Origin of the sequence: Novipirellula artificiosorum (assembly GCF_007860135.1) — a bacterium.
Classification (GTDB): Bacteria; Planctomycetota; Planctomycetia; order Pirellulales; family Pirellulaceae; genus Novipirellula_A; species Novipirellula_A artificiosorum.
This window is the reverse complement of sequence record NZ_SJPV01000007.1, coordinates 223,571-242,337: the sequence shown is the minus strand read 5'-3', so window position 1 is coordinate 242,337 and position 18,767 is coordinate 223,571. Positions and strand designations below refer to the sequence as shown.

The 18,767-nt window shown below is 55.6% G+C and carries 12 protein-coding genes and 3 pseudogenes; 8 read left to right on the top strand and 7 right to left on the bottom strand.

The window, feature by feature from the left end:
- Nucleotides 1-125: 125 nt before the first annotated feature.
- The 3 genes from Poly41_RS19695 to Poly41_RS19685 all read right to left on the bottom strand — a co-directional run bounded on the left by Poly41_RS19695 (nt 126) and on the right by Poly41_RS19685 (nt 4,526).
- Nucleotides 126-2,249 carry a HEAT repeat domain-containing protein gene (locus Poly41_RS19695; protein WP_197231463.1) on the bottom strand — a complete coding sequence of 708 codons (2,124 nt, stop codon included), beginning with the start codon at nt 2,247-2,249 and terminating at the stop codon, nt 126-128.
- A 136-nt stretch (nt 2,250-2,385) separates the two neighbouring features.
- Complete coding sequence (locus Poly41_RS19690; protein WP_197231462.1) at nt 2,386-3,699, bottom strand: Gfo/Idh/MocA family protein; 1,314 nt, start codon at nt 3,697-3,699, stop codon at nt 2,386-2,388.
- Between the two features lie 176 nt (nt 3,700-3,875).
- On the bottom strand, nt 3,876-4,526 hold the full coding sequence (locus tag Poly41_RS19685) for a hypothetical protein (protein ID WP_146528441.1): 651 nt from the start codon (nt 4,524-4,526) through the stop codon (nt 3,876-3,878).
- Between the two features lie 15 nt (nt 4,527-4,541).
- Between Poly41_RS19685 and Poly41_RS19680 the strand changes: the two genes are divergently transcribed.
- Entirely contained in the window at nt 4,542-7,172 is a 2,631-nt protein-coding gene (locus Poly41_RS19680) for a glycosyl hydrolase (RefSeq protein ID WP_146528440.1), read from the top strand.
- A gap of 126 nt (nt 7,173-7,298) precedes the next feature.
- Here the strand turns inward: Poly41_RS19680 and Poly41_RS19675 are convergent.
- Nucleotides 7,299-7,526, bottom strand: a pseudogene (locus Poly41_RS19675) (PQQ-binding-like beta-propeller repeat protein); the annotation flags it as partial.
- A 320-nt stretch (nt 7,527-7,846) separates the two neighbouring features.
- On the opposite strand from Poly41_RS19675, the gene Poly41_RS19670 reads away from it, so the two are divergent.
- The 6 genes and pseudogenes from Poly41_RS19670 (at nt 7,847) to Poly41_RS34985 (ending at nt 16,030) form a co-directional block, all read left to right on the top strand.
- Nucleotides 7,847-8,539: an O-methyltransferase gene (locus Poly41_RS19670; protein WP_146528439.1), complete on the top strand. Its 693-nt coding sequence runs from the start codon at nt 7,847-7,849 to the stop codon at nt 8,537-8,539.
- A gap of 52 nt (nt 8,540-8,591) precedes the next feature.
- Nucleotides 8,592-9,665 carry a ThuA domain-containing protein gene (locus Poly41_RS19665; protein ID WP_146528438.1) on the top strand — a complete coding sequence of 358 codons (1,074 nt, stop codon included), beginning with the start codon at nt 8,592-8,594 and terminating at the stop codon, nt 9,663-9,665.
- Between the two features lie 199 nt (nt 9,666-9,864).
- Nucleotides 9,865-11,517 (top strand): sulfatase family protein, encoded by a 1,653-nt coding sequence (locus tag Poly41_RS19660; RefSeq protein ID WP_231615790.1) that lies wholly within the window; start codon nt 9,865-9,867, stop codon nt 11,515-11,517.
- 111 nt (nt 11,518-11,628) lie between these two features.
- Complete coding sequence (locus Poly41_RS19655) at nt 11,629-13,101, top strand: alpha-L-fucosidase (RefSeq protein WP_146528437.1); 1,473 nt, start codon at nt 11,629-11,631, stop codon at nt 13,099-13,101.
- Between the two features lie 130 nt (nt 13,102-13,231).
- Nucleotides 13,232-14,596 (top strand): annotated as a pseudogene (locus Poly41_RS34990) (sulfatase family protein); the annotation flags it as partial.
- Nucleotides 14,597-14,608: 12 nt separating this feature from the next.
- A complete protein-coding gene (locus Poly41_RS34985; RefSeq protein WP_231615808.1) occupies nt 14,609-16,030 on the top strand; it encodes an alpha-L-fucosidase in 1,422 nt (473 codons plus the stop codon).
- Here Poly41_RS34985 and Poly41_RS19645 read toward each other — a convergent pair.
- The 3 genes and pseudogenes from Poly41_RS19645 to deoC form a co-directional block, all read right to left on the bottom strand.
- Complete coding sequence (locus Poly41_RS19645) at nt 16,027-16,605, bottom strand: hypothetical protein (protein WP_231615789.1); 579 nt, start codon at nt 16,603-16,605, stop codon at nt 16,027-16,029. The two genes, Poly41_RS34985 and Poly41_RS19645, sit on opposite strands and share 4 nt — an antisense overlap.
- A 4-nt stretch (nt 16,606-16,609) precedes the next feature.
- Nucleotides 16,610-16,657 (bottom strand): annotated as a pseudogene (locus tag Poly41_RS35730) (twin-arginine translocation signal domain-containing protein); the annotation flags it as partial.
- A 387-nt stretch (nt 16,658-17,044) separates the two neighbouring features.
- Nucleotides 17,045-17,767: a deoxyribose-phosphate aldolase gene (deoC, locus tag Poly41_RS19635; protein ID WP_146528433.1), complete on the bottom strand. Its 723-nt coding sequence runs from the start codon at nt 17,765-17,767 to the stop codon at nt 17,045-17,047.
- 615 nt (nt 17,768-18,382) lie between these two features.
- Here deoC and Poly41_RS19630 point away from each other — a divergent pair.
- Entirely contained in the window at nt 18,383-18,739 is a 357-nt protein-coding gene (locus Poly41_RS19630) for a TadE family protein (RefSeq protein ID WP_197231460.1), read from the top strand.
- Nucleotides 18,740-18,767: the final 28 nt, after the last annotated feature.

The window sequence follows — 18,767 nt, the reverse complement described above, 5'->3', positions numbered from 1 at the left end:
TCTGCCGCGGCCAATTCGGTTCGTGTCGCGTAGACAACCTTCGTGAAGTGGCACGACAAGTACGCTCGGATACCTAAGCCGATTGGCCCCAATTCATCGGTTGAATAGCAGCGTCTCGACGGTCCCTATTTCGGCAGCGGCAAGATGATCGTCGCGTTCTCATTTAACGTGACCTCTGCTTCCTTGCCGTCGATTCGGTACTTGATCTTTAGCTGCTTCACGACCCCTTGGGCGGGGTCGCCACCGAAAGTGGTGTTGTAGCTTTCACTCGGCAAAAAGATGATGCGATAGCTTTTCGCGTACTTGCGAAGCGTTGCTGTAACATCCTTGATCTTCTTATCCGCACCATACTCGGCCTTGATGATTTCAAGCTCCACCGGTGTCTGACCGGCCTGTGCCAACGCTTTACCAAGTTCGGCACGATTGATCCCTTTGCTGGCCATCCCCATCACCACCAGCATGGCTTGGTCTTTCAACGCCGGATCATGAGCGGCTTCGAGTGCAATTGCCTGCATCTCTTGACTGGGATAACGCAGCAAGACTTCCAATACCAATTGCTTGTCGGCGTCACGAGTGGCGGTGGCGAGTGCCGTGCGACACATCGCGGCGCGAGTTTCGGCGGGCATATCGAATTGTCGAGCAATGCGGATGTAGGCACGGACAGCACGAATCTTGAATTTCGGGTTGCTCTCTGCGTGGAACAGCTCGAGCAGCAAGGGCGCGGCATCGGCCGACTTCCACGAACCCAACACACGAAACGCTTCGTCGCGAAGCAGTTCATCACCATCTCGGGCGGCCGATGCGACCGCTGCAAGCGAGTTCGTTCCCCCCACGATGTTCAACGTGTCGAGAATTCGCCCTTTGACCGCGGGGTCTGCGGTCGCCAGTGTCTCGGCAAGTTTTGCTGCAACGGCTTCCTGATCCTCCGCTCGCAAGCAGACATCACGGATCGCCTGGTCTAAGGCAGCGGCCTCCGCTGTGTCTCGGGTCGTCGCCAATCGCGAAATCAGTTTCGGCAGATCGGCCGGCTCCATCACGTTGCCCAGGCTGACCAAGGCAGCAACTCGCACGTTGGCATCAGGATCCTCGACTGCTTGCCAGAGCGCGGGTGCCGCTGCGGCGATCCGCCGCTGGCCGGCTAAGCCGATGAGCACTTGTCGCATTTTTCCCTGAGCATCGGAGATTCTGCCTACAATCTGTCCATCCACTGTTTTTCCTTGTAGACTTTCGAGCGATTCGATCGCAGCCTGTGACACCTCATCGCTATCGCCGGCTGCTGCATCGAGAAGTGGTGGCACGCACGAAGCGTCGCCGATTCGCTTCAGGGCACGAAAGGCGAGTAGGCGAAGCGGACCCTCGTCGCTCGTTGCGACGTCGAGCACTGCCGGCAAAACTCGGGATTCGCCACGGTCGGCCAGAGCAAGAATCAACAAGCCCTTTCGCTCTGACGAAGTCTTAGGTAACTCTGTCACCAACGCATCGGTGACCTCCCTTCCAGGGGACTCCATGGCGGCTCGCACTGCGGCGGCGGCCAACCCATAGTCGTCACCATGAAGGGCCTCCACCAGCAGCGGGATCCCCTCGCTGCCGCGAGCAAGAATCGCTCCACGCAGCGCTGCGGCACGGACCGCAGGCGGCACATCCGACCGACCTCGCAACTCATCATAAATGGCTTGCGACGACTCCGGTTCGCCCTCCGCCGCCAAGGCTTCGGCACAGCGGAGTAAGCCTTCGCAGATGGCCATTTGATTGTCTTCGGTGGTATTCGGCAACGCTTTCTGCAAGGCTTCCGCAGCAGTAGGGGTACCGATGTTACCGATGGCTCGTGCGGCGGCTTGTGCCGTTTCGGCCGTTTCAAGCCATTCGGATAGAGGCTCCACGGCTTTCGTGTCGCGTCGGACGCCAAGGCTGCCGATCACACCTAACTGCGGCCTGCCCTGAGTGTTGCCCAGTGCATCCCGCAAAGCTTCGTTAACGGAGGGGTCGGTGATGGGCTCCAACGCATAGCGTGCCATGTGCGAAAGCTCTTCGTCGGCTAGCAATTCGGCCAACGCGGGAACAGCCTCCTTCGTGCCAATTCTCGCCAATTGTCGACAGGCGGCCGATTTCTCTTGCAGGCCCGCGTCCGAGCGAAGCACCGCGATCAGCTCAGCTTCTTGAGCAACGGATTCCGTAGCAGATTGCATCGCGGCGGTAACGACCAGGACGACAATCAGTACCAAGTATCTTTGAAGGCTGCATTTCCACATGGTGGCGATTTCTCGATGACGGTAGGGAAAGGACGGTAGGTGTTTAGGTTTCCAGGGAAGAACCTGGGAACAAGGCAGGGTGATGAACAGCGGCGCGAACCGCTCAATCCGAAACGGCGGCCAAGCCATTGCCGAACTAGTAAACGTAGGGCTCTCGCATGGCGCGCGAACGAAGGCTGTTGGCCTCGTCGTCGCCCACAAATTCATCGGTGCTGGGATCAAACTTCAGACTTCGCTTGAGCCACATGCAAATATTGGCGGCGTGGACGGTCGTCATGCTGTGGTGCATCACGTCGGGGTTGGCAACTGTTCGTTCACGGCTCCTGACACAGTCGAGAAAATTCTGCATGTGGTCGAGCGATCGACCGGTGCGAGCAACATACTGACCGATCACGCGGTTGTACTCGCCAAGCAACGCGGCCGACGAGACATCGGGTTGCGAATAGCCGTCCGCAGCCGCGGCCCAGCCCTCACTTCCGTCGAACCGTTCCCCACAGGAACCGTGCCAATACTTATTGCCTCGCGAAAGGACCAACCTCGTACCGTTGGCAAAGTGCGTGACCATCCCGTCACCGCTGTCGTTGGCCACATACTCGTACTCGATCGGTGACGATTCGCTGCAACCCAGTCCAGCCTGTGCCTGCGCGAAGGTATGTGCCCCCCATTCTCCGATGCAACTGGTGTGAAAATCGTAATGGCCTCGCCAGCCGCCGGAAACGTAGGCCGGGTTATAAGGTCGCCAAGGACAGGAGCCTAGCCATGCATCCCAATCCACTTCTTGTTTGGGCGGCTGAGCGACGGCGGGTAGCCAATCGTGACGCATCTCGGCAGCATCCCAAGGAGCGATATGGGCATAAGCCGTGTGGATTTCACCAAGACGGCCACTGCGAGCCATCTCGATACAGAACACATGGTTCGGTTCACTCAAACGCTGTGTGCCCGTTTGATACACGCGCGCGTACCGGCGAGCCGTCTCGACCACCGCTCGCCCTTCGGCAATCGTCATGCACGATGGCTTCTCTGTATAAACGTCTTTCCCGGATCGCATCGCCAAGATGGAAGCGAGCGCGTGCCAACGATCACCTGTCGCAATCAACACGGCATCGATATCCGGTCTCGCGTCGAGGAAGCCGTTGATCTCTGGATACATGGCGCAGTCGCTCGTGCCATAGTGATCATCAACAATCTGCTTGACCGCAACCCGCTGCTTTTGTTGCAGATCACAGATGGCAACGAATTGCACTTCGGGGCTGCGCATGATCCATTTCAGGTCGTGCTTGCCGCGATTCTGGATCCCAATCCCGCCAACGACAATCCGGTCACTGGGCGGTACGGCACCGCCCATGCCAAGCGCAGAGGCAGGAACGAAATAAGGGACGGTTGCCAAAGCTGCGGCACCCGCCGCCTTTTTGACAAATCGGCGGCGTGACAAAGGCGCTGGGTCGAACATGGCGGTTCCACAAGGGGGAGGGTAGGATGGCGGGGACCTGGGGCGAGCGTCGAGTCGCAACAGCCAAAGCGAAACGCGGCCATGCAACACGACGGAATCTTGATCGTCTCTCAACCGTCGGCGAATGTCAAGCATTGCGACAATTCGTCCGTAGCAGGTGCCCAGCCTACTGTCACCTAAGGGTTCGTGACCGAGTGGTTGCTCTCGGCCCACTCGCGAAGCACGGCGTATTTTGGCGCACGATTCTCAAGATCACCAAGCGATTGCTTGGCTCCCCAACTGCCGCCCATATGGACATAGTGGTTGAAGTGAGTGAAGTAAGGTGCGTATGCCTTCAGCATCGCACGGTACACCTCCCCCATACGAGGGTCGTGTTGGTCCAACAGGGCTTTCGGGTCGGTATGCTTGAGGTGCTGACCGCCCTCATAAGTAACCATTTTCATTGGCGTGCTACTCGTAACCGTCTCTGCAATTCGTTTGATCATCTCGACTCGTTCGGGAATCGCTTCATGGACCAATCGATCAAAGACATTTTCGGCCCCAGGCTGCAGGTGATGACCGATATCGGGCGCCAACGCATAGGCGTCAGGCATGATGCCATTCCAAGTCTCGTTGGACCACTCGACGTAACACTTCAAACTTGGATCAAGCGTGTCGCGAATCAGTACGGCCAGGTTTTTGACATAGTCATCATCCGCGACGTGAGGAACCGTGATCCAGATATCCTTGCCCGTGCGATTGCGGATGCCGAGACAAACCATCCGGTTGTTGCGCGACGGACGCCCCTGCGAACCCCCTCCCCCCGAAGCATCGAATTCAAACATCATCAGTAAGAGCAGAGCATGACACAACCCTTTCGAATCGTCGCGATTGCCCTGATGGGAATGGGCATCTTCTCTACACTCAACTTGGCACCTGCCGAGGAATCGGGCGCGGCGGACCCGACCGAGCCTTGGCCACCGATCACATCGACGCATCAACCGGGAGTGATTTGGTGGGTCCCCGGCAGTGCCATGGACCGCGACAACTTGACCGAGAACCTCCGTCAGCTCCGTTCTGCGGGATTCGGTGGCGTCAGCATGGTACCGATCTATGGCGTCAAAGGCGCGGAAGACCATTTTCTGCCATACCTTTCACCGCAGTGGATCGAGATGTTCGAGTTCGCGTCACGCGAAACCAGACGACTCGGGTTGTGGCTCGACCTCACACCCGGAACCGGATGGAGAATTGGTGGACCCAATGTCACACCGGAGATGGGAGAACTTCGAATTAAGCTCTCCGAGGGAAAGCTTGCCCCCAGTCGCTCGAACGCCAAGGTCAAGCGTGCTGCACCGGGCGGAGCCGGCTTGTCGATTGATCCGTACTCCGTTGCGGCACTACAACAGCATTTACGGTTCTTCGACCAGAACTTCTCGGAGTTGACGGCGGAGCGCCCGCGTGCGTTCTATCATGATTCGTTCGAGTACAACGGCAGTTGGACGGACGGATTCCTTGACACCTTCCGCCAAAAACACCCTTACGACCTCGCGGACTACGCCGCAGAGTTGTTCGGCGAAGGAGATCAGGAAACGGCGGCACGTGTTCAGCGTGATTACCGCGATACGATATCCGACTTGCACTACGATTTCGTCACCCTGCTGCACCAGTGGGCAGGCGAGCGTGGCAGCAGCCTGCGAGAACAGGCTCACGGTGCCCCCGGAAACCTGCTTGACCTGTACGCGCTCGCCGACATTCCGGAAACGGAGGTCTTTGGTGCCAATTCCTTTTCAATCCCTGGTTTCCGACGAGAGGAACGGTTCGTTGCACCGACCAAGGACAGCAGCCCGTTGGTCAATCGCTTCGCCTCATCGGCGGCACATCTTTCGGGGCACCCCCTGGTTTCGTCCGAGTCATTCACTTGGCTACGCGAGCACTTCAACACCGCACTGTCGCAGATCAAAGCGGAAGTGGACCTACTCTTCCTCTCAGGGGTCAATCATCTGCTTTATCATGGCAATTGCTATTCCCCCAAAGATGCGACATGGCCTGGATGGCTGTTCTATGCATCGACCGAAGTGAATTCGCGGAATGCGTTCTGGCACGACCTTCCCACGCTCAATTCCTATATCGCTCGCTGTCAATCGATTCTTCAATCGGGATCTCCGGACAACGACGTTCTGCTGTACTGGCCCATCGAGGATGTCTATAGCAGCGTCCAGAAAGATCCGTTGTTCTTCTTTCGTGTTCACAATCACGAAACTTGGCTTACCAACACCTCATGCGGAGAGCTCGCAGCAGAACTGTCCGACCGTGGAATCGCTTACGACTTCGTCTCGGACAGGCTGCTTGGGCGCGCGAGGGTCGTCAAGGGAAAGGTCGTCTGCGGCAATTCGAGCTACGACTGCATTGCAATTCCCAAAACCCAGTTCATGCCGATGGCGACGCTACGTCAGATCCAATCCCTCTTACAAGCCGGCGGACAGGTCGTCTTTGCCGATGGCTTACCGACCGATGTTCCCGGACTTGGCAATCTCGATCAGCGCCGCGACACGTTCCAGCAATTGGCCGAGCAGGTTCGAGAGACGATTGGCGACCAGAACTTAAGCAACGAATCCACTTCTGTTTTGCAACGGCTGGTTTCCGCCGGTGTTCGACCAGAGCCGATGGCCCAGAGTGAGTTGGCGTCGATTCGTCGCAAGGTTGGTGATGACACCTTCTACTTCATCGTCAACCAATCGGCAAAGGATTTCGATGACGGGTTCACACTCAGCCGAACAGCTGCGGCGGCCGTGGTGATGGACCCCATGACCGGAAAGTTGGGACAGGCGACGATTCGGAATCGAGTCGATGAGAAGGGGACTCGTTTGTATCTCCAACTCGCAGCGGGCCAATCAGTTTTCATCCGGCTTCAGGCAAAAGATGCTGGACTCCCGCCGCTGCCGATCTGGCAACCGGCCGGCGATCCAATCCCTATCCGAGGTGATTGGGAAATCACTTTCCTAGACGGCGGACCTGAATTGCCCAACCCGATCGAAACAACACACCTCGCTTGCTGGACCGAATTGGGTGACACCGAAGCGGTTCGCTTTGCAGGAACAGCCCGTTACCGGATCGAGTTCGATGCACCGAGCGTGTCCGCCGACGGTTGGCGATTGGATCTTGGTGATGTTCGCGAAAGTGCCAACGTACGACTCAACGGAAGCCCCATTGCGTCGTTGGTAGCCCATCCGTTTCGTTGTCATCTTGATTTGCTCCGCGAGCACTCGAATGTCCTAGAAATCGAAGTCACCAATTTGTCTGCCAATCGCATCCGAGATTTGGATCGACGTGGTGTGCCGTGGAAGATCTTTTACGACATCAATTTCGTCGACATCCACTACAGACCGTTTGATGCATCCGATTGGCCGATTCGTCCCTCTGGCTTGCTCGGTCCCATCCGACTGCAACCCTTGGCAAGCCCAACCCTGGATGCGCTATCCGCGATCCAGGGCTAATGGCTGAAATGCCTGAGGCATGAACAGCCGTCGCAATTCGTTGCATGACCGGGTGTTACTTTGAACTTGTGTGTTTGCGCGAATCATCCGCGCTAACGCTGGTCGAGTTCATCCGCGCCCGGAAAAATCGCCTTTCGAATCGAGTGGAATGGAATAGATCGCGTACCCCCGGAACCCAGTCATGACAATGACGTTGTTTTCAAAACGCACTGGCGATGGGATCGGGTTTCCTGCTTGACCACCACATTCCCAGATCAATTCACCATTGGAAAGGTCATAGCTACGGACACGGTTGGTGCCGTTGGTGATCACTTGCGTTCGTCCGTCGAACTCGGTGATCAGCGGATTCGCCCATGGCCATGCCAGGTTGAAGTGCAGCGATGAGCAAAAAGGAAGAAAACAGCGTGTAGTGTTGAAAAGATTTCACAGATTCTTGGTTCCGACGAGTAACGAGAAAAACAGAAAAGCGATAGGATCTCTAGTTAAACCCCAAACACGTCCGCCGGTACCGGTGATCCGCCGGCTCGACTTGGAAGTTTGTTTACTGGCCCCCGGGCACTTGCATGTCGACGGGTCCAATTTCGGTTATCTTGTAGAGACGTGTTGACTCGTCAAGCCGCGAGCAGCGTGCCCTGCCGAGTCCCCTTCATCCCACCCCGTTCAAGGAGCCATTCATGCACATCACCATCAACCACGTTATCGCGATTTCGATGTTCGCCTTTCTTGCCGTCACGTCCACTGTCAGCCATGCCCAACGAGGCAGAGGCCCTGGAGACAGTCGGCTTGCGGGCGATGTCGAGCTCGAAAAAGGGCCTTTAGCGGCGAACGAATTCGAGTCGAACGCGTTGGCGGTGCTTGAGGATATCGCGGCCAACCAAGCATACCGTAACGTCCCCCAACACGACGGCCGGCTACTGCGCATCATGACGCGTTCTGCCGATGCCAAACATGTGGTGGAACTGGGCTCATCGACCGGTTACTCAGGAATCTGGTTCGGTCTCGCATTGAAACAAACCGGCGGGAAGCTAACGACCTATGAAATTGACAAAGAACGTGCAGCGATTGCTCGGGCGAACTTCCAACGCGCGGGTGTCGATGACGTGATCACGTTGGTCGAAGGGGACGCTCATGAAGCCGTCACGAAGTTGGAAGGCACGATTGATATCATCTTCCTGGATGCAGATAAGGAAGGCTACGTTGATTACCTGAACAAACTGCTGCCCAAACTCCGTCCGGGCGGCTTGGTTTTGGCTCACAATATCAATCCCCGAATGGCAGACCCAAACTACATGACAGCAATCACGACCGACCCCAACTTGGAAACGGTTGTTCGTGGAGGTATGTCGATCACGATGAAGAAGGAATAGAGAAGTACGAAGTGCCGGCAACAACATCACCTACTCTCCCCACAAACAATTCATGCTAAAACCGATCCTACTCTGTATGGCCATTCTCGCTTGCCTTGGCTCAATGTCACACGCCGAATCACTGGTTTTCCAAGGCGAATCGGGTCCCGGCTCTGGCAAACACATTGTCTTCTTGGCAGGCGACCACGAATACCGCTCGGAAGAATCGCTTCCGGCGCTCGCGAGAATCATGGCCAAGCATCATGGGTTCAAATGCACGGTCCTTTTCAATATCGACCCGGCAACGGGTGAGATCGTTGCTGGCAAACCCTCGAACATGCCCGGCATGGAAGCCCTCGACTCGGCGGATCTCGCCGTCGTCTTCTTGCGTTTTCAAAATCTGCCGCCGGAACAGATGAAACACTTTGAGGACTATCTGAATCGTGGCGGCCCCGTCGTCGGCATGCGAACCGCGACGCATGCCTTTCAAATCGCTGAGGGGCAGCCCTATGCGAAGTACTCCTTTCGATCGACGGCATCCGATTATGAACTTGGCTTTGGCCATCAAGTGCTCGGTCAAACCTGGGTCGGCCACTACGGAAAGAATCACCAACAAAGCACTCGCATCACCGCCATGGATGCGATGCGTGAGCATCCGATCTTGCGCGGGGTCGAAAACGCCTGGGTTCAAGCCGGTGCCTACGTCGGCAAGCCGGTTGATGGCGACATCCTTACCATGGCCCAGCCGCTTGAAGGCATGACGCCCGATTCGCCTGTTGTCGAAAGCTTGCCCCCGCAACCCTCCGAGTGGACGCGAACGTACCTGTCGCCATCGGGCAAAAAGGCCCGCGTTTTCACTTCTTTGTACGGCACCCCCGAAGACATCACGAACGAGGGCTATCGTCGCCTTATGATCAACGGGATGTTCTGGGCCATTGGCCTAGAAGACGCAATCACCTCTCAATTGGACGTCTCGCTTGTCGGCCCATTTCAACCCAACACCTTCGGTAACCAAACACACGCCTTGGGCATCCGACCGGAGATGTATCAGGGATTTGAGAGTCCGATTCCGGCGAACAACCACATCAACAAACCGGCTGCAAAAAAGACACCGGCTGCAAAAAGGAAGCCTGCCGAGAAGTCGTGATCAACTCCGACGCGGTTTCCACGATCGATCAAGTAACGCCGCGAAGAGGATGAGCGTTGGCAAGCAGAGCGTCTTGCCAAGCCCGAGCACCTCCCCGACAGGATTCCGTGCAGTGAATCATCCAGATTTGTCGTAAATCGTTACCCTGATGTCGCAGCAGATTCTGGCAATTGCCGGTACTCGAAGGAATAATTTCACAATGCCTGATCCACTCGCACCTTATGGCGGAAGCCGTCACGCTCTCCGACCACGACGAACAACGCAACCTTTGACCTGTTCTGCGCTGTTGATGGTGCTGCTCGCTTTTGCGACCCAAAGTGTTGCCGCACCCCCCAACATCCTGTTCATCCTCGCGGACGATCTTGGCTACGGCGATCTGGGTTGCTACAACCCCGAATCGAAAATCCCGACGCCGAATCTCGATCGACTTGCTCAGCAAGGCATGCGGTTCACCGACGCGCACAGCCCTTGCACCGTCTGTACGCCGACACGGTACAGTTTAATGACCGGACAGATGGCGTTTCGAGTGCCCAACGGCGGGCGAGTTTTCTCGGGAGCCGGTGGTCCGTCTTTGATCGCTGCGGATCGGACCACGATGCCCGATATGCTGCGGGAACAAGGCTACACGACGGCATGCTTTGGCAAATGGCATATTGGATTGACCTTCTATGACGAAGCGGGACTTCCGATTCACGATGGCAGTCCCGATGGCGTAACTCGGATCGATTATTCACGTGAGATTGACGGCGGACCGATCGATTGTGGCTTCGATCATTTCTTTGGTACCGCGTGTTGCCCAACAACCGATTGGCTGTATGCGTTTATCGATGGCAAACGGATCCCCGTGCCACCGCTGGGGAAGCTCGACCAATCGAAACTACCCAACCACCCCTATGCCAACGATAACCGCCGTGGCTTGGTCGCTCCCGATTTCGATCTCGAGAAAGTGGACCTTCAGTTCCTCGAAAAGAGCCAGCACTTTCTCAAACATCACGTCAAGCAAACACCCGACAAGCCATTTTTTCTGTTCCATTCGACACAAGCTGTGCACTTGCCCTCATTTCCGGCGGACGAATTCAAAGGCAAGACGCAATCAGGCCCACACGGCGATTTCATTTTTGAACTCGACTACGTCGTCGGCGAGCTGCTGGGAACCATCGATGAACTGGGGATCGCCGACAACACGATTGTGATGTTCTCGAGCGACAACGGCCCAGAAGTCCCCACGGTCTACTACATGCGTCACGATCACGAACATGACGGTGCACGACCTTGGCGCGGCGTCAAACGAGACAATTGGGAAGGAGGTCATCGCGTGCCGTTGCTCGTTCGTTGGCCCGATCATGTCTTGCCAGGATCGACATCGAATCAAATTGTGTCGCTCACCGATGTGATGGCGACGGTTGCCCAAATCACCGGCGCAAAGATTCCTGACAATGCGGCGGAGGATAGTTTTAGTCTCTTGCCGGCGATGCTGGGGCAGGACCAAGACGGTCGCAACCCGATCCGTCCCTACCTCTTGCAACAGGGTTTTGGCGGAAGTCGGTACCTGGCGATTCGTAAAGGCAAATGGAAGTACTTGGCCCATAAAGGTTCAGGCGGCAACAACTACGCCAACCACGACTTGCTGCGAGAGTATGCGCTGCCCGACACCGCCCCTGATGCATCGGGGCAACTGTACAACTTAGAGACCGACCCTGGTGAAACGACGAACCTGGCCCTGATCCATCCCAACATTGCCGACGAGATGCTCGGATTGTTGCAGCACTCGATCAAGACAGGACGCAGTACTCCCAAAACCGCCCCTTCCGTGAACGACACGAAACAAGTTGATCGTCCTTCAACCAAGTAAGTAAGAGCCTTACTGCTTTTCTTTCGCCAAAAAAAATAGAACACGGAATCGCCTTGCGTTGCGCATCGCGAGGATGGACAACTCGAACAGTAAACGCGACAGGCAGCTACCATGAAAAATGCAGCATTCTTGAAAACACTTTCCCTATGGATGTTGATGAACGGCTTTGCCGCATGTTCAGCACAGTCCCTTGCTTCGGAACCGACGCCCAACAATCTGGACGCGTCCTCGACCCAGGAAACGTCGCAGCAACGGGATGCTCGCATGAAATGGTGGCGTGACGCTCGTTTTGGCATGTTTGTGCACTGGGGGCTCTACAGCGGTTTGGCTGGAACATGGGATGGCAAACCGGTTGGCACGCGTGGTGGGATGGAGTGGATCCAACAGCGAGTCAAGGCCGACACGAATGCCTATGCCGAACAAGCAATCCCCAAGTTCAAACCAAGTGAGATTTTTGCAGCGCAGTGGGCGAAGCTCGCCAAGAATGCCGGCTGTAAGTACCTCGTATTTACCACAAAGCACCACGATGGTTTCGGTCTTCATGATTCCAAAGCCGGTGACTTTAACGCCGGACATGTCTTGAATCGCGACTTGGTTAGAGAAATTGTCGAGGCCTGCCGTAGCGAAGGTTTGAAGGTTGGGTTCTATCACTCGGTGATTGATTGGCATCATGACCAATACACGTATGCAGAATCGAAGCAGTTACCCCATCCGCTCAAGGGGCAACCCTACCCAAACGGACTGCGTGATCACGCGAAGTATCAAGACTATCTTCATACACAAGTGGACGAACTGCTTAGCAACTACGGGCCCGTGGATGTTCTTTGGTGGGATTACAGCTCGCAGGATTTCCAGGGTGATGAAGCGTGGCGTGCCAACGAACTGATGCAGCTTGCCCGAGCAAGACAGCCCGGCATCATCATGAACAATCGCTTGTTCCGTACTCCCGAGGCCGGATGGTCCGGAATGGGAACCGCAGGATTCATCGCGCAACTCGACTCACAGTACGGAGATTTCATTACGCCCGAGCAACATATCCCGTCAACGGGCATGCCCGGGATTGACTGGGAAACCTGCATGACGATGAACACGACTTGGGGCTTCAGCGATCACGATGATGCATGGAAATCGGACCAGACGCTGATCCGCAACTTGGTCGACATCGCCAGTAAAGGCGGCAACTATTTGCTCAACATCGGCCCCAAGGGGGACGGCAGCATACCGCAGCAGAGCATCGATGCGCTTCAGTCCATCGGCAAGTGGATGCAGATCAACGGCGAAGCGATCCATGGCACCACCGCCAGCCCCTTCGCGACGCTGCCTTTTGACGGTCGTTGCACAAGCAAGCCCGGTAAACTCTACCTACACCTCTTTGATCGGCCCAACGATGGCAGGTTACTTCTTCCGATGACCAATCCTATTCGGAAAGCCTACTTGTTGTCGGACCCAGAAACCACTTTATCGATATCGGTGATCAACACGGACAACGGCCAGACCATTCGGCTGCCGGATACCGAAGTCAACCCACTGCCGGCCGTTGTCGTTGCCGAGATCGCGGGTGATGTGGAAGTCATCGTCCCCTAACTGCAACCCATCCATCGAGACGAGAACTCGTACCCTACCTTCCCCTTTCCGTATAGCAAACATGATGCATTTCACTCGCCCCCGCCTGACAACCCTCATTTCTTCGGCACTCCGCTGCATCGGCGCATTGATGCTCGCGACAAGCTTCCTGCAAACGTGCGACGCCGCTGAGCAACCGAATTTCATTATCATTTTCACCGATGACCAAGGTTACAACGATCTCGGTTGCTTCGGCTCCGAAACGATTGAAACGCCCAACATTGATCAATTGGCCGCCGAGGGCCGCACCTACAAGAGTTTCTATTCGGCGTGCTCGGTCTGCTCTCCTTCGCGAGCAGCTCTTCTGACCGGTTGCTATCCCAAACGCGTGGGTATGCACAAGCACGTGCTATTCCCTTCAAGCGACTATGGTCTCAACGCGACGGAGCACACGATCGCAGATCACTTGAAGTCCCAGGGCTACGCAACCGCCTGCGTCGGCAAATGGCATCTTGGACATCACCCTGAGATCCTTCCGCGAGCCAATGGATTCGATTCCTACTTCGGCATCCCTTACTCCAACGACATGAATCATCCCGATAACAAGGGAAAGCTCCGCATCCCCTCCGACGAGTTATGGTTGGACCAAAGCAGCTGCATTACGAAATGGAACACGCCACTTGTTGAAGACGAAGAAATCATCGAGTTGCCAGTGGATCAGCGAACCATCACGCGACGTTACACCGACAGAGCGATTGAGTTCGTGAAGGCGAATCAAGATCAACCCTTCTTCTTGTACCTGCCCCATTCGATGCCGCACATTCCGCTTTATGTACCCGAGGACGCTTACGACCCGGATCCTCAAAACGCCTATAAGTGTGTGATTGAACACATCGATGCGGAAGTCGGTCGATTGGTCGATACGGTCCGTAACCTTGATTTGGCAGAAAACACCTACATCATCTACACCAGCGACAATGGTCCGTGGCTGCAATTCAAGAATCATGGTGGCAGTGCAAAACCGCTGCGAGATGGCAAAGGCACCACATTCGAGGGAGGGCAGCGAGTTCCGTGCGTGATGTGGGGGCCTGGCCGGATTCCAGCCGGAACCAGCACCAACGCGATGACTTCGACGATGGATTTGCTTCCAACCATCGCTGCGTTATCCGGCAAACCGCTTCCTAAGGACCGCAAGATCGATGGACATGACATTTCCGGAACCTTTACTTCGGATGTGTCTCCGCGAAATGAATTGGTGTTCTACTCCGCCCACGGCGTCTTGGAAGGAATTCGTTTGGGAGAATGGAAATATCTCGAGAAAGCTCCTCAAAAGAAGGCGAGCAATGCAAACGCTCCTCCCCCGGAGCCTCAACGGTTTCTGTTTCATCTGACGGAAGACATTGGTGAACAAGTCAATCTGGTCCTTACTAAGCCGGAGGTTGCCAGGCAACTGCGAGCTCGCATGGTCGAACTCGACCAAGAGATCACTGCCAACGCTCGACCGGTATGGAAGAAACCGACACAACCTTTGTTTGAGCCCAATGCTCAATCGCTGAAGCAGTACGAAGTACCTGAGTGGTACGACGACGCGAAACTTGGCATCTATTTCCATTGGGCACCTTTTTCGGTAGCCGCCTACCAAACCGAGTGGTACCCGAAATGGATGTACGATTCAAAAACGAATAAGAAGTGGGGCGATTTAAAAAAACATCACGAAGCGACATGGGGGCCACTCAACAAGTTTGGCTACAAGGACTTTATCCCTAAGTTCCAAGCGGAAAACTGGAACCCCGAGCAATGGGTTGAGTTGTTCGAAGAGGCAGGCGCAAAGTACCTCGTTTCAGCAGCCGTGCATCACGACGGGTTTGCGCTCTGGGACTCCAACGTGATCCCATTCCATTCGGCTGCCATGGGACCGCAACGTGATATCGTCGGTGAATTCTGTTCCGCGGCAAAGAAGGCGGGACTCAAGACTGGCGTATCGACGCATTATGGGCGTCATTGGAACTTCTATGAATTCTCTCCGAAGTACGACAACTGGGATCCGAAATACTCGGGGCTCTACGGTCGTCGCCGCGCAGAGAACGACCCACCGACGGCGGAGGATGAAAAAGAGTGGGAAGCCGTGATGGTCGAATTGATCGACAACTACCATCCGGACTATATCTTCGTCGATGGCGGCATTGGGGATGGCGAGCGAATGTTTGGCAAGCCTTACTTTCGCCAGCCGTTCTACAACGTGTTGTCGCACTACTACAACCAGTCTCAAGAGACAAACACCGAAGGAGTCGTGCTGACGTACAAACGCGAATTCCTCGAACCCGACCAAGCGGTAGAGGATTTTGAGCGGAAGGGAATTGACGAGATTCGTATGTCATCGAAGTGGCAAACCGACGAGAAGATCGCGGTACAGGGTTGGTGTTGTGTCGAAGGCACGGCATTTTGGCCAACGGAATATCTGGTCGCTGTGTTAGCCGATACGGTTAGCAAGAATGGCAATCTGCTGCTCAATGTAGGCCCGCTTCCCGACGGCACGATTCGCGAAGAAGAGATCAACACGCTCAAACAGCTGGGTGGCTGGCTGAGGGTCAATGGCGAAGCAATCTACGGCACGCGACCTTGGACCACCTTCGGCGAGGGAGAGATTGCCAAACCGGCGGCCGACAATGCGCCCGTCGAGGGGGGAAAAATCGAGTTCGCTACCGATGCCGTCCGTCTGACGCAGAAAAAAGGCTCCCTGTACGCAATCTGTTTTCGACAACCCGAGTCCGACCGTTATTCGATCCGTTGCCTCAAGAAGGGGACGCGGATCGGGAATTCAGGCATCGAGAAGGTCGAAATGCTCGGACATGACGGCCCCATCAAATGGCGTCAGTCAGACGAATCGCTCACGGTGGCGCTGCCTGAGCACTTGCCCTGCGACTATGCCTTCGTGCTGAAGATCAACTAAAGGGGAAGTTCCCAACCCGTTCGTCGGGGGCGATCCAGAAGTGCATTCGCCTCCGAATCTTCGGGAAAAACCTCGCGATCAGGATCCCACTTCAATCGCCGACCCAACTGGCGTGTGATCACAAGCAACTGGCACAGCGACGCGGTGCGATGACCGATCTCGACGTCCGCATTGGGCCTCTCGCGTGAGCGAATGTAATCGAACCAATTTTCAACGTGTCCTTTGGCAACCCAACCATCGCCTTCCCATTTCGCCGCCAATTCGGGCGGCGGAGCGTCTTTGATCCAATCACGCGGATTCGTGGTGAACTTATTCCGGTTGATCTCAATCTTGCACTTTTCGCCCGTAAACACGGCGCCGAGTTTTGGACCGCGATGGGGCTCCTCATCGGGGAAGGTCAACCTCACCTCGACGCCGTTCTTATATCGAAAGCGGAGCCGAGCGTTGGGCCCTTGTTCGACGGGCCAGAGTTCAACGGGCCCCGTCTGATCCATGCCCAACAACAATTTGATCGTTGGCCCCCACCTGGCCACCGAACCCCAGCACATGGCGGGGAATGAGGGTTGGCAGGGCATAGGTCGACGCAACTGCGACCGTGCTTCGTTTAAGAAAACGACGGCGAGTCATTGCTGATAAATTCTTCTGAGACATGAGCCTTCGACCTATCAAGTTAATAATGGCTCATCCTGCGCAAGCGTGCGCAGGAGGTTTTCGAGGCATCTCTCCGGTGTCCCATCATTGCTGGCAGGAGCTATTTTCACTTGTTATCGTGCAGTTGCCGGGAGAAACGGAGTGGAGCTCTGCAGAGGTGCAACTTGACAAGGGATATCCCGGTCGACGGTGCGCCAAGGGTGCTACCGGTTCCCAGCGGACGACCGTCCGTCGGGGACTCTTTTCTAAGAGATCATTGGACACCGGAGCCATACCTCCAAAAAACCTTGAGTCTGGGGTCCGCGCGCTTCCGTCGGATGAGCCTTAATAATCGCAGCCGACCCAAGCTGTGAATCCTCCGCGTCAATAAGACGACGCACCCGTTGCCGTAACGTGAATCTCTTCAAGATTCAAACGCCGACGGCATTCGTCGAGCATGTCTTTCGTGCGACTGGCACCACAACGTGTCACCCCCAGTTCACGAACTGCAATCAATCCATCCAGATCACGAATACCACCGGCAGCCTTAACCTGAACATGCGGTGCCGCATGTTTTCGCATCAAGACCAAGTCCTCATTCGTCGCGCCACCCGTTCCATAACCGGTCGACGTCTTGACCCAGTCGACATTCTCCTCGTTACAAATTTCGCACAAACGAATTTTCTGGGAATCGTTCAAATAGCAATTCTCAAAAATCACTTTGACCTTGCGGCCCGCCACGTGAGCAACCTCGACCACCGCGTGGATGTCGTTGCGGACGTAGCTCCAATCCTCGCTGAGTACCTTCGAAATATTGACAACCATATCTAATTCTTGACAGCCATCCGCAATCGCGGTTTCCGCTTCCGCTTGCTTGATCGCAGTCGTATGTCCACCGTGTGGAAATCCGATGGTTGTGGACGGATTGACCGTGCTGTCCCCTAGCAGTTCCGTGCAACGCTTCAGGTAGTACGGCATGATGCAAACACTTGCGACGTCGTAGGCGAGCGCCAATGCAATTCCCGAATCAAGATCTGCCACCGTTAGCGTGGGATTCAACAGCGAATGATCGATCATCTTCGATATGTCAGAATACTGATATTGCATTGGAGTTTTCGTGTAAGAGGAAAGGGCTTTAGCGTGTCATCGAGATGCCAACGAAGTCGGCCAAGAACGGACGCGGCAGATTGTAAGAAAGCGAACCAACGGAACGGAATCAGGCCGTGCGCCGCACGAGAGCCAAGCTGCCTAAAACGCGACAAAATCTACCGCGACTTCGCCCCAAAGTCAATCCAGAGCATGCCAAACCGGGATCAGCCCTACTGAGCCAAACGGTTGAGACCGAAGGCGTTCCTGGTAACGAAAATCAAGGCAAGAGACACGGGGATTCAGTCAAAAGACACGGGCTTCCCTTCCAAGAGACGACGCCGGGGATCACGTTGCGTCCCCCTCGGTGTGCCGTTTTCCAGATCAGCGAGGTAACTGCTTCCCGTGCATGACCGATATATCCGCTTCAACTGCTTCACGCATGGCCGACGTTCCTTCAAGATCTCGGTGAACTCAAGCAGATTCGGCATCCTGTCGCTGCGGGTGACATACGGTTCTGCAGAAGAACCCTTGTTGGTCCTTCTTCTCCCTAACCTTCCTCCGCAAAAATCCTCGTCAGCGATGCGCCACCGATACCTTTCGACCAATCGATGCTCTCGACACGGAGTCGCTGTTGTGGAATTGGCAATTTGCCTTCCGGTTCTGGCGATCATCTTACTGGCAACGGTGGAAGCGTGCGTGATGCTGCAGTTGCAGCAAAATCTTTCGATTACGGCCTACGAAGGAGCGAGAATCGGTAACGTGCCTGGAGCCTCGTCGGAAGGCGTGCAGCTTCAATGCGAAATGCTACTCGATGATCGAAACATCCAGGGATACGCGGTCACGATGAATCCGCCGGATCCTTCGTCGAAGAGCCCGGGCGACCCGTTTACCGTCACCGTGTCAGCCGATTTTGCGGCGAACTCCGTTTTCGGGGGGATCTTCTTCCAGGACAAAACACTCGCGGAAGCGGTTGTTTTGAGAGCGGAATAGGCCGTCGATACGAGTGCCGCCCGATTTA